The sequence below is a fragment of the Sphingobacterium ginsenosidimutans genome, from assembly GCF_039536865.1.
Lineage (GTDB): Bacteria > Bacteroidota > Bacteroidia > Sphingobacteriales > Sphingobacteriaceae > Sphingobacterium > Sphingobacterium detergens.
Genome location: NZ_BAAAZK010000007.1, coordinates 335,007 through 347,723 on the forward strand (window position 1 = coordinate 335,007; position 12,717 = coordinate 347,723).

10 protein-coding genes are annotated in these 12,717 nt (G+C 40.4%); 5 read left to right on the forward strand and 5 right to left on the reverse strand.

What is annotated here, in order from left to right:
- Positions 1-22: 22 nt before the first annotated feature.
- The 3 genes from ABFX33_RS13725 (at position 23) to ABFX33_RS13735 (ending at position 5,457) form a co-directional block, all read left to right on the forward strand.
- A complete protein-coding gene (locus ABFX33_RS13725; protein ID WP_120257837.1) occupies positions 23-3,187 on the forward strand; it encodes an efflux RND transporter permease subunit in 3,165 nt (1,054 codons plus the stop codon).
- A complete protein-coding gene (locus ABFX33_RS13730) occupies positions 3,180-4,619 on the forward strand; it encodes a TolC family protein (protein ID WP_257090225.1) in 1,440 nt (479 codons plus the stop codon). Before ABFX33_RS13725 ends, ABFX33_RS13730 begins: the two co-directional genes overlap by 8 nt.
- A gap of 151 nt (positions 4,620-4,770) precedes the next feature.
- On the forward strand, positions 4,771-5,457 hold the full coding sequence (locus ABFX33_RS13735; protein WP_259179039.1) for a Bax inhibitor-1/YccA family protein: 687 nt from the start codon (positions 4,771-4,773) through the stop codon (positions 5,455-5,457).
- Between the two features lie 79 nt (positions 5,458-5,536).
- Here the strand turns inward: ABFX33_RS13735 and ABFX33_RS13740 are convergent, their stop codons facing one another.
- The 5 genes from ABFX33_RS13740 to ABFX33_RS13760 form a co-directional block, all read right to left on the reverse strand.
- Positions 5,537-6,049 (reverse strand): SRPBCC family protein, encoded by a 513-nt coding sequence (locus ABFX33_RS13740; RefSeq protein WP_346086467.1) that lies wholly within the window; start codon positions 6,047-6,049, stop codon positions 5,537-5,539.
- Positions 6,050-6,262: 213 nt separating this feature from the next.
- Positions 6,263-6,703 carry a carboxymuconolactone decarboxylase family protein gene (locus ABFX33_RS13745; protein ID WP_346086468.1) on the reverse strand — a complete coding sequence of 147 codons (441 nt, stop codon included), beginning with the start codon at positions 6,701-6,703 and terminating at the stop codon, positions 6,263-6,265.
- Positions 6,704-6,831: 128 nt separating this feature from the next.
- Positions 6,832-7,197, reverse strand: a complete 366-nt coding sequence (locus ABFX33_RS13750; RefSeq protein WP_077433996.1) for a VOC family protein — start codon at positions 7,195-7,197, stop codon at positions 6,832-6,834.
- A gap of 121 nt (positions 7,198-7,318) precedes the next feature.
- The gene (gene glsA, locus ABFX33_RS13755; RefSeq protein WP_346086469.1) at positions 7,319-8,350 is read right to left on the reverse strand and encodes a glutaminase A; all 1,032 of its coding nucleotides are present in this window, start codon (positions 8,348-8,350) and stop codon (positions 7,319-7,321) included.
- Between the two features lie 48 nt (positions 8,351-8,398).
- Positions 8,399-9,787 (reverse strand): family 10 glycosylhydrolase, encoded by a 1,389-nt coding sequence (locus ABFX33_RS13760; protein WP_346086470.1) that lies wholly within the window; start codon positions 9,785-9,787, stop codon positions 8,399-8,401.
- Positions 9,788-10,096: 309 nt separating this feature from the next.
- Here ABFX33_RS13760 and ABFX33_RS13765 point away from each other — a divergent pair, with 309 nt between their 5' ends.
- Positions 10,097-11,263 (forward strand): porin, encoded by a 1,167-nt coding sequence (locus ABFX33_RS13765; protein ID WP_120257830.1) that lies wholly within the window; start codon positions 10,097-10,099, stop codon positions 11,261-11,263.
- Between the two features lie 20 nt (positions 11,264-11,283).
- Positions 11,284-12,714 (forward strand): anion permease, encoded by a 1,431-nt coding sequence (locus ABFX33_RS13770; RefSeq protein WP_346086471.1) that lies wholly within the window; start codon positions 11,284-11,286, stop codon positions 12,712-12,714.
- Positions 12,715-12,717: the final 3 nt, after the last annotated feature.

A 12,717-nucleotide genomic window follows, 5' to 3' on the forward strand; every position in this document is an offset into this window, starting at 1 on the left:
ATCTCCATACTCTTAAATTACTATGTTTAGTCGTTTTATAAATAGACCTGTACTTTCGATTGTTATATCGTTGATCATTGTGTTTCTGGGGGTTCTTTCGATGGTACAACTTCCAGTAACTCAATTTCCATCCATATCGCCACCTAAAGTAAACATTACAGCAGAATACCCGGGTGCGAATGGGGAACTCATGATAAAATCTGTTATCATTCCGCTTGAGCGCGCCATCAATGGGGTTCCGGGAATGAAATATATGGCTTCAGATGCCGGTAACGATGGTGAAGCCAGCATACAGGTGGTATTCAATCTAGGTACAGATCCAAATCAAGCTTCATTGAACGTGCAGAACCGCGTGGCTTCTGTTGTTAATAAGCTTCCACCTATCGTTGTACGCGAGGGGGTGAAAATTACAAGGGAAGAATCCAATATGTTGATGTATATCAACCTATATAGCAAGGATAAAGACCTTGATGGAAACTTTATGTATAACTACGCCGATATGAATATCGTTTCAGAATTGAGACGTGTAGACGGAGTTGGGGTTGCGAATATTCTTGGAACACGGGAATTGGCGATGCGGATCTGGTTAAAACCTGATCGCATGACCGCCTATAAAATATCCGCTGAGGAGGTGATGAAAGCTCTGTCAGAGCAAAGTTTGGAAGCATCTCCGGGCAAGGCCGGCGAGTCTTCCGGGATTACTTCACAGTCTTTTGAATATGTCCTGAAATATCCGGGGCGTTTCACAACAACAGAAGGCTATGGTAATATCGTATTACGCACAAATGCAAACGGTGAAATGTTGCGCTTGCGCGATGTTGCCGATATTAAATTTGGATCCGCCATGTATGATATTTATTCTACCTTGAATGGGAAGCCCTCTGCCGCTATTGTCCTGAAACAATCCTATGGTAGCAATGCTTCTCAGGTAATTCAGGATGTTAAAAATAAAATGAAGGAACTAAAGTCTTCTTTTCCGAAAGGACTGGATTACGAAATCAGTTATGATGTTTCTAAATTTTTGGATGCTTCCATGGAAAAAGTTATCCATACCTTAATTGAAGCCTTTATACTGGTGGCGATTGTTGTCTTTTTATTCCTTGGGGACTGGCGGTCTACTTTGATTCCAACCATTGCCGTACCGGTTTCCTTAGTGGGATCGTTCCTGTTTATGCAGTTTTTTGGTATCACAATCAACCTGATCACACTATTTGCCCTGGTATTGGCAATTGGTGTCGTTGTGGATGATGCCATTGTCGTCATCGAAGCCGTACACGCCAAGATGGAGGAATTGCATATTTCAGCCTATAAGGCAACGAAGAAAGCGATGCATGAAATCAGCGGTGCTATTATCGCTATTACATTTCTGATGGCGGCCGTATTTATTCCTGTTGCGTTTATGTCGGGGCCTGTCGGTATTTTTTACCGCCAGTTCTCCATCACGATGGCGACATCTATTATCCTTTCCGGTGTAGTTGCATTGACCTTGACACCAGCGTTGTGTGCGATTATGCTTAAGAACAATCATGGAAAACCTCGTAAGAAATCTATCGTGGACAAATTTTTGGATGCGTTCAATAGATTGTTTGATAAGATGTCCAACAAATATGTTTTCTTACTGAAAGGTATCGTTGACAAGCGTCTCTTTACTTTTGTGGTATTGATCGGATTCTGTATTGGCGCTTACTTTTTAAATAATTCCGTGCCAGCAGGCTTTATTCCAAACGAGGATCAGGGGATGATTTATGCCATTATCCAAACGCCACCGGGATCGACCTTAGAACGGACAAATCTGGCCGCTCAAACTTTGCAGAAGGAGGCGGAGGACATCGATGGTGTACAATCCGTTTCTTCATTGGCCGGTTACGAAATATTGACTGAGGGAACTGGTGCGAATACCGGAACCTGTCTGATCAATTTAAAAAGTTGGGAAGAGCGTAAGGAATCCTCGCAGGAAATTATCGAACAGCTGGAAAATGCAGCGAAAAATATCCCTGGGGCTTCCATCGAGTTTTTCCAGCCACCGGCAGTACCGGGATATGGTGCCGCAGGGGGATTTGAGTTGCGGCTTTTGGATAAAGCGGGCTCCGGTGACTATAAGAAAATGGAGACCGTAAGTAAGGATTTTGTCCGTGAATTGAATAAGCAACCGGAGTTGTCCTCAGTTTTTACATTTTATAGTGCTAGTTTTCCGCAGTACATGCTCCATATCGACAATGATATGGCTCAATTAAAAGGGGTGACTATTGACAATGCCCTAAATACGCTTTCTACGCTGGTGGGGAGTAACTACGAAACCAATTTCATTAAGTATGACCGGCAATATAAGGTCATGGTACAGGCATTACCGCAGTATCGGGCTCTTCCTGAAGATATCTTGAAATTATATGTAAAAAATGATAAGGATGAGATGGTGCCTTTTTCGGCTTTTATGCATATGGAAAAGGTATATGGACTCTCCGAGATCACGCGTCACAATATGTACATGGCTTCTGAAATTTCAGGTTCTGCTGCTCCTGGATATAGTAGCGGTGAGGCTATTGAAGTGATCAATGCTGTCGCTGCGAAAACCTTACCACAGGGCTATGGTATTGATTGGGCTGGTATCTCCAAAGATCAGGTGGGACGTGGTAATCAAGCGATCTATATCTTTTTGATCTGTTTAGGCTTTGTTTATCTTATTCTTTCTGCACAATACGAAAGCTTTATCATGCCATTTGCGGTTCTGTTATCATTGCCAATTGGTATTTTTGGAGCTTTTTTCCTACTCAAAGTTCTAGGACTGGAAAACAACATCTATGCACAGGTGGCCTTGGTCATGCTCATTGGATTATTGGGTAAGAACGCGGTTTTAATTGTTGAGTTTGCCACACAACGACATGCGCAGGGACTCAGTATCATCGAAGCCGCTTTGGAAGGAGCCAAGGTGAGGTTTAGACCCATCTTAATGACATCATTTGCGTTTATTGCAGGTCTGATTCCATTGGTAATGGCTTCTGGGCCAGGAGCGATCGGCAACCGGACCATTGGTACTGCAGCGGCAGGAGGGATGTTGTTTGGAACTGTCTTTGGTATCCTTGTCATACCGGGGCTCTACTTTATTTTTGGAACAATCGCTTCCAAACGTAAACTTATCAAACATGAAGATGAAAATCCATTAACTGAAGAAATCGATAACAATGGCTAGTCAAACAAATAAATATTGGGTAGTAGGGGTTTTGCTGTCCGCAGCAATGACAGGCTGTAAGGTTCCTAAAGCGACTCAGATTCAGGAAAACAAGCAAGTGCCACAGGAATTTGCTGAAGCACTTGCACAGGACACAACGAATTCGGCCAATATGAAGTGGCGTGATTTTTTTAGTGATCCTAATTTAGTTGCTTTAATTGATACGGCATTAAAAAATAATCAGGAGCTGAATGTGACCTTGCAAGAATTGGCTATTGCCAAGAATGATATTTTGCTGCGAAAAGGTGCATTGAAACCGAGTGTGGGTTTACGTGCCGGCGGCGGTGTGGAGAAGGTCGGGCGCTATACAAGCCAGGGAGCTGGGGATGCCAGTACGGAGATCGCGCCAGGGAAGGAAATGCCCGATCCACTGGGTGATCTAAAGATAGGTGCCTATGCAAGCTGGGAAATCGACGTCTGGAAAAAACTGAAAGATTCTGAACAGGCTGCATTGAACAGGTATCTTGCTACGGTGGAAGGTAAAAACTTTGTCCTGAGCAGTCTTATCGCTGAGGTTGCACGATCTTACTATGAATTGTTGGCTTTGGATAACCAGCTAACGATTATCAAACAGAATATCGAGTTGCAGGACAATGCACTGGAGGTCATAAAACTACAGAAGCAGGCGGCGCGTGTGACAGAACTTGCTGTTCAAAAATTCCAGGCAGAAGTATTAAAAACCAAAGGAATGGAATTTGAGACACGCCAGCAGATTAAGGAAACTGAAAACCGAATTAATTTCCTTTTAGGACGTTTTCCACAGGAAATCAAACGTGATAAAAGTAGCTTCGTGGATATGGTACCTGCGAAAGTACAAACGGGGATACCGAGTCAACTCCTGAGCAATAGACCTGATATCCGTGAGGCTGAATATGAACTTGCTGCTGCAAAATTGGATGTACAGATTGCGCGGAAGGAATTCTATCCTTCCTTGGAAATATCGGCTGCGCTGGGCCTGCAAGCTTTTAAGCCATCCTATTTGTTTAAAATGCCCGAATCGATGTTGTACAACATAATAGGAGAGTTGGCAGCTCCGTTGTTAAACAAAAATGGATTGAAAGCGGAATTCAATACCGCAAATTCGAAGCAGATACAGGCAGTCTATAATTATGAGAAGGCAATTTTAAATGCCTATTTGGAAGTGTCTACCCAACTGTCTAATATCGAAAACCTCGGCAAGAGTTATGATTTCAAAACCAAGGAAGTTGAAGTGCTCAATAATTCTGTGACGGTATCAGACGATCTGTTTAAGTCGGCACGTGCTGATTATATGGAAGTGCTGATGACTCAGCGCGATGTATTGGATTCAAAACTTGAATTGATAGAAACTAAGAAGCAACAGCTTAATGCTGTTGTGAATATCTACAAAGATTTGGGAGGAGGCTGGAAATAAGTTGTTTGTTTGAATGGACCCTGCTAGGCGGGGTCCTCTTTTTTTGTATCAATGCGAGGTAATTCGATAGGCTCTGCTTAAATTATTTCTTGTGAAAATCGAATTAATGCTTATTTTTAATGTATATTAATACATCTTATTTAACTGTTTTATGGAATCACAAGAGTATTTACTTGTTAACGATGAGGCTGAAAGGGGCGTTTTTTACAAAAAAACTTATCTTCATGTTGCCCTTTCTATTTTAGCATTTATCGTTTTAGAAACCCTATTGATAAAATTAGTTCCTTATGATTTTATTGTATGGATGGTCAGTGGGAAGTTTATTTGGTTGTTTCTCCTCGGATGTTTCTGGTTGGGAGCTTCATTGTCTTCTCGATGGACATTAGCGCAGAGTCGTCAGACCCAGTATCTTGGACTGGCATTTTACATTGTATTGGAAGCTATTATTTTCCTGCCAATGATTTTTATTGCCGCTTCGATGACTGATGGTGCGGGCTTGCTTTACCAGGCAAGTATAATGACGCTGGCCTTGTTTACAGCACTTACAGCAGTTGCTTTTATGTCAAATAAGGATTTCTCTTTTCTGAAAAACATCCTTGTTATTGGTGGCTTCCTAGCATTGGGTGCCATTGTCGCGGGCGCATTATTTGGATTTCAATTGGGACTTTGGTTTTCTATCATCATGGTGTTGATTGCTTCAGGAAGCATTTTGTACCAAACGCAAAGTCTGAAATATAATTACGGCAATGAACAATATGTAGGGGCAGCATTACAGCTATTTTCTTCTATCATGTTGTTGTTTTGGTATATTTTACGTATTCTGATGAGTCGTCGTTAATTCAATTCGTTTTTTGAAGAAAAGGTATTTAAAGATCATTTGATTATGCTTTAAATACCTTTTTTTATGATGTATGAAGCTATTTCAAGACATCTTTTAAGTTTTTGAGTCCTTGGTCAAAATCCTTATCCATATTCATAAATAGGCTCATTAGATTCCAGGGGTAAGGTGATTTACCGGTAATACCCCAGGTTACCGATGTCTGATTGGGCGATATTTCTTTCAGCTTAAAATACCCTTTTGACGGTTCGCCGAATCCAAAGTCAAGTGATGTTTCGATCGTTTCTCCATCTACGATGCGCGTAATGGTTTGTGAACCTTTTCCAACTTTCTTGCCATCCCAACTGTATTTAAATCCAACCTGACCATCGGTGCCCTGTTCGGATTTCTTCATTTGTGGATCGGAAAGTTGCCATACCCCAAAGTGATCTTGATTTCGAAGCATTTTCACATAGTTGAAGACCTCCTGTTTAGGTTTGTCAATGGTAATCTCACTTTTAGCATCAAAATCCTTAGGAACAAAAAGTGCCACAATTAAGGGAATGGCAATGAGAATAACCAAAACAATTAAAATTTTTTTAACGATTTTCATTTTTCTGAGTTTAATTGGTTTAATAAACTTTTTTCGGATTAAAGATAGCTGATTAATGCGATTTGCGGGATGGTAGATTTAAGATTTTATCGACTAGTTATTTTAAACGAAAATGGGGCCGTTCGCGTTGGACTGACCCCATTTTTATAGATTCATTTACATCCCAACGGGAGCGATTGAATTCGCATCCTAGCGGGTATGTCCGGGGTCTACCTACTTTAATAATTCTAAATGTGTGCTTATACCAATTCTATTCCATGAATTGATTGTGATAATAGCGATAATGATCTGTGCAAGTTGTTTTTCGTCAAATAGTTTCTTCGCTTTTTGATAAGTTTCCTCCGTCAGGCCCTGTTGATGAATTAGGGTAATCTCCTCAGTCATCTCCAATAAAACCTGTTCTTCGGCATTAAATAATTCGGTCTCACGCCAAGCGTTCAGCAAGAATATACGCTGGGGAGTTTCACCATACTTTAATGCATCTTTGGTGTGCATGTCAAGGCAAAAAGCACATCCATTAATTTGGGATGCTCTTATTTTAATAAGCTCTTTCTGGACAGGGGTAAGAAAGGTATTAGCGAGGTAGGTTTCTAAACCCATCATCGCTTTATAAGCTGTTGCATCTACTTTTGCAATATTTAATCGTGCTGTCATTGTTTTATATTTTGATACTACAAAGTTGCAGGAAAGATTGAATAATAAACTTAAACTGGTTTAAGAAAGCACATGTCAAATGAACATCTGTTAAATCAAACCAACGCATGTAGTTACGGAAGAACTTCTTATTCTGAAATAATCAGGTAATAATTGTCAGGATCCCGGAGGATAAACTGATTTCTTAATGAATTTTCATTGTAGTGAATTTCTTTTTCGAACATGGCATCGAGTTTGGTGGCATTTTCAAACACTTCCTGGAGATTATCTACCCGAAAGAATAGGATTAGACCATTTCCGGCATTTTTGGGTTGGAGCATGGTGGGATGTGCGTGTTCACCCCATTTGTGAAGGCATAAAATTACATTGTTTTCAACTGTTAGAATTTCAAAAGTCTCGCCACCATGTTCGCTGGTACAACCTAGCAAATCCTGGTAAAAGGTTGAACTTTTAGAAACACTTTCCACAGCGATTATTGTTTCTGTTCTTACCATTGGTTTATTTTTTGGTATTTTAATTTATTCCTAGGCCTGCATATAGCTATGCAGACTTAGGAATTAACAAGCAAAACAGGGATTCGGTTTTGCAACGATTTAATTTATGCTATTTGATCTGTTAATCAAATAGGCTCAGATGTTTGGCATTCACCAGATCTAGGATCATATGATAACCTGCCAGTGAGTTGCCGTGTTGGTCTAAAGCCGGACTGAAAGCCCCTATTCCCATATTACGGGGAACACTGACAGCGATTCCTCCGCCCACACCGGATTTACTCGGTAGCCCAACCGTACGGGCATATTCACCACTGAATTCGTACATGCCGGCAATCAGCATTTGTGACTGAATAAGCTGTGATAGATTAGGATCTTGAAATTGTTTGTTTCCATCATAACGGACACAGTGATTGGCAAAAAAATAGCCTATTTTGGCAAGATCTTCCACTGTGATTTCGATGGAACATTGTTTAAAGTAATTATTGAGCTTTTCTTCCCCTTCACCATCAATTAACCCATTATTTCGCATAATGTAGAACATACCGCGATTCCGATGACCAGTTTCTCTTTCTGAGTTATATACCGCATGGCTATAATCTATCTGTTCATTGTTTGTAATGAAACGAATCATCTTAAGGATTTTAGCAAAGGGTTCTTCAGCATTCCCTTTAATAAGGGCTGTGGTCAATATAGCACCTGCATTCATCATGGGGTTAAGCGGTTTACCCATTGTTTCTAAATTGCCAAAGTGATTGAAAGGTTTGTCGGTTCCAAAATATCCCATTTTCTCAAAAACAGCTTTTTCACCACTTTCCTGTACCGCGATCATCAACGCAATTATTTTTGATATACTTTGAATCGTAAATTTTTGATGTATATCTCCGGCACTTACCAGAGTACCATCGTTATTTACAACAGATAGTGCAATGGATTGTGCATTTGCTTTGCCCAGTTCTGGAATGTAATCTGCTACTTTTCCCAGTTTAAAGCGCTGACTATTCTTTTCAAGAATGCTATTTAATGTTGCTTGATCTATCTTTTTTGCATCCTTTACCGTTGCGGTACTTGTCGTCTGCTGCGCCTGGCACACATCTATTCGCCCTGTATAGCTTAGGACAAGTAAAGCTGTTATCAAACCAAAAGTTTTATTCATGTCTTCAATCTATTTATGAAAGTCCAAAGATAGGAAAGTATCGATACTTTAGCTGTTCGAGGGTGCAGGATCAACATTCCAGCCCGAAAGTATGTCACCATAGAAAAAGAAAGTTACATAAAAGTTTTTGTTACTGACCTTATCCTTTACAAGATATTTTTTTGTGACATCGTATGCATCAACTTGCTTATACTTAGATAATACCACAGGATTTGCTGCCGGATTTTCCGCTTTTACCATGTCTTGAATTTTTTGGGTGATCAATTTCATGATGCCAGCTTTCTTAAAAGGGTCGTTTTCTACCTTATTGGTTGAAATACGAGGTAAGGTTCCATTGTTTTTTTCTTTTTTGGATTTAGCGGCTGTCGTATAGGCCCTGAAGCGCTCTTTAATCTTTGGATCTTGGAGACTGTGTATGGTGAAAATAGAGATTCCCTGAGCACCATTATTTAAAGCCTCATCCATATCGACAAACATTTCATCATTGTTTTTAGCCATCAATCCGCAGTACAGAGTGGTATTCGCAGCCTTATCTCTGACATTTTCTAGGGTACAATCTTTTATAAAGCTTGGATCCTCGGTGTAAAAGTTGCTATATACCATAGGGAATACAACGTCCAGTTTCCATTTACCCCAATCTTGACGAACCATTCTTGAAGCCATTTTTGGTGTAGGAAAAGGCGAGGCTGCCATAGTCTTTCCATGACTGTGGACAACTTCAGCAATCATATTAGCGATGTCAGTGATCTGATCACAACGAAACTGTCTCCATTTTAGATCTTTTGATGGGTCTTTTTGTGTCCTTGGATCATAACCATATTGTTTTTTGAATTTTTCTATGGCAATGGGGTGATATCCATAATCCCACGCTGGGTATTCGCGATCCTGAACGATATTATACTTTGGCCACAAAGTGGTTGGTAATACAACATCTACATAGCGGTTGTAGTCTATTGATATACCATCGAGCCCTTCAACTTCGCAATAGGACTGGATTTTTTGTTTAATATATTCTTTTACTCCTGGTACAACGGGTGATAGGAACTTGTAGTAGCCAACATACGCAGTGGTATCAGCCAGACTTTTTCCATTTCTATTAACACTAAACCAGTCTGGATGTTCTTTTAGGATCTTGTCCCGATCATGCTCTAGGTTCATCGTCCAAAGCCAGGCGATCACCTGTATTCCATATTTCTTTGCAATAGGAATGGCGACTCTATATTCATCAGGACTGGCTGCATTTAGCATGACCCCATCAATACCCAGGTAATTCATCTCACGGCAGATGGAATCAAAATTTGTAGTTGGATTATAATCTAGCCAAGTCCAAAACATTGCCGGCTTCTCCCGCTCCGCTGCTTTGGAGACAGGAATGAAAAACCCATAGATAATTAGTACGAGGCAAATACAGCATTTTCTGATTAATTGTTCTTTCATATGATTTATTGATTCTAAAATTTATCTATAATTTGTTCTTTGGATATTTAGTATTTGTTTGAATCTTGAAATTTTTACTAATTCAAAGATTGAAATCTGGATATATTCAACCGTGAAAATACACAAAAACGCGGAATTTAATCAATTTGAACTCTCTGGGGAGGAAACTTTCTTTTAGTTACAAAATTTATTAGAGAATTAAAACTATTCACCCGTTTAGATGTTACTAGAGAAAGAATAAATTATAATATACATTATTGACATTGAAAAGTGCGCTGGGCTACTGGCGAATAGATAATTGTTTTAGATATGAGGAAACTTTACATTCCAATTTCTGTCTTATACTTATTGCTATACACGACTGTAAAAGGACAAGAACCGGGGCCAGTTGAGCCGATAAAAAGAGATTCTGTACAGCAAATCAAAGAAGAAATCACCTATCCCAAACTGCAGATAAAGGGTCTTTTTCAGGCGCGGTACCTTGTGAGCACAACTAAAGATGTTGACGTGAACGGGCTTCACCATAGTGATGGTTCTGGAACGGACAATAATTTTATGGTGAAGTATATGCGGGTGCAGATGCGTGCACAGATCAGTAAGCGAACTGAAGTAGCAGTCCTTGCCAATTTAGCTGATTTTAAAAGTGACCCAAAAACAAAGGTACTTGAAAATGCGTATTTAAAATATACGTTTAGCCCTAAGCTGGCCATTACAGTTGGTCAGTTTCGACCTTGGTTTGGCATTGAGGAAACTTATCCAATAGATATTATTAAATCGTTGGATTGGTCAAATCAATATCTTGAATTTGGCAAATTGGGTTGGGCGAGTTTTCAGATTGGAATGGCAGCAACAGGGGAGGTCAATTTAGGAGATATGCCGTTTAGTTATTCTTTTTCCGTAGTCAATGGAAATGGTAAAAACCAAGTCGTCGACAATGATAATGGAAAGCAATATTCAACACGCTTGGTATTTGGGCTTTCAAAAAAATATGGGGTCAATCTTGGGCTAAATGGCGGTGTGGGTGAGGTTATGAAAAAGCAAGTACATGCACTGGGGGTAGATCTGAGTGGAAACGTAGATTTTGGGAAACGTTGGAACCTGGATATGCAACTGGAAGCAAAACAGGCTATCAATCATAACTTATATTATGCATTGGATGAGGGGGCGCGTACTTCAAAATTAAGTGACTACCTCGTTCGCGGTATCTATTTTCTGCCGAATTTAAGGTATGAAGTCAACTATTATAACCTCAGTGCATTTGAGCTTTCCTGTCGTTATGAGTATATCGACCCAAATTATAAGTTAAATGCAAATGCAAGGCAAACTTTTACGCCAATGTTTGGTCTGGAGTTTTTGAAAAATTATGGTGCGCGGATACAGCTTGGTCTTCAACTCGATCGCTATAAGAAGCAGACTCAGAATACCAATGAATACAATAAAAACTTATTTATCGTACAAGTACAAAGTAGATTCTAATCTTTTAAACCTCAATTATTATGAAGGAAATTAGTATCAAAAATGTTGCCATCACTTTTATTGTTGCGCTCATTTTGTGGTTTATTCCAGTTCCTAAGGGCGTTAGTCCTGAAGCTTGGCATTTGTTTGCCATATTTGCTGCGACCATACTCGGGATCATTCTGAAGGCGGCGCCAATGGGTACCATGTGTATGATGGCGATTGGATTTACGGCGCTTACACAGGTTTTAGCTCCCGGAGATGCGGGTAAATCTATTACGAAAGCGTTGACCGGCTTTGGGGATAAGGTTATCTGGCTTATAGGGATATCGTTTTTTATCGCACGCGGGTTTATCAAAACGGGCTTAGGCAATCGTATTGCATTTCTTTTTATTCGAGTTTTTGGAAAAAGTTCACTTGGACTGGCCTATGGTCTAGGTTTGGCTGACGTGTGTCTGGCACCCGCGATACCTAGTAATACGGCCAGAGGTGGCGGTATCATTTACCCGATTATGAAATCTATGGCCATCAGTTTTGATTCTGTTCCAGACAAACCAGAGACGCATCGAAAGCTGGGATCCTATCTGACACTGAATAGCTACTACATGAATTTGATTGCCTCCTCCATGTTTTTAACCGGAACAGCGAGCAACCCGATGTGTCAAAAGTTTGCTGCTAATCTAGGGATTGATATTACGTGGATGTCTTGGGCCGTTGCAGGCTTTGTTCCGGGCATCGTTGCTTTTTTTGTTGTTCCACTTGTACTTTATAAACTGTATCCACCTGAACTAAAAAAGACGGGTGATGCACCCAAAATGGCGGCGGAAAAATTAAAAGAGATGGGCCCCATATCCAGAAATGAGTGGTTGATGTTATTGGCATTTTTTATACTTCTGGCGCTTTGGATTTTTGGAGGTTCGCTGTCGATTGATGCGACTACAACTGCATTTATTGGATTGACTTTGCTTTTGCTGACTTCGGTGCTAACCTGGGAGGATGTAAAAGCGGAGAAGGGCGCTTGGGATACCATTGTTTGGTTTGCCGTTTTGGTCATGATGGCCAGTTCGCTGAATGAACTTGGATTTATAGGTTGGTTTAGTGATTTGATCAAGGTACAGATTGGCGGGCTGAGTTGGCAGATCGCATTCCCCGTAATTGTTTTGGTGTATTTCTTTAGCCATTACATCTTTGCGAGCGCTACAGCTCACGTTGCCGCAATGTATGCTGCATTATTGGGAGTGGGTGTATCATTAGGCATCCCGCCCATGTTGTTGGCCATGATGCTTGGGTTTCTGGGCTCCATCTATGGCGTGTTAACACATTATGGTCATGGTCCGGCACCCGTATTCTTCGGTAGCGGTTATGTTGATCTTAAGTCCTGGTGGTTGCGGGGTCTGGAAATCGGGATTGTGCTGCTGATTATCTATATGGGTGTAGGTGGTTTATGGATGAAAGTTATTGGTTATTATTAAATA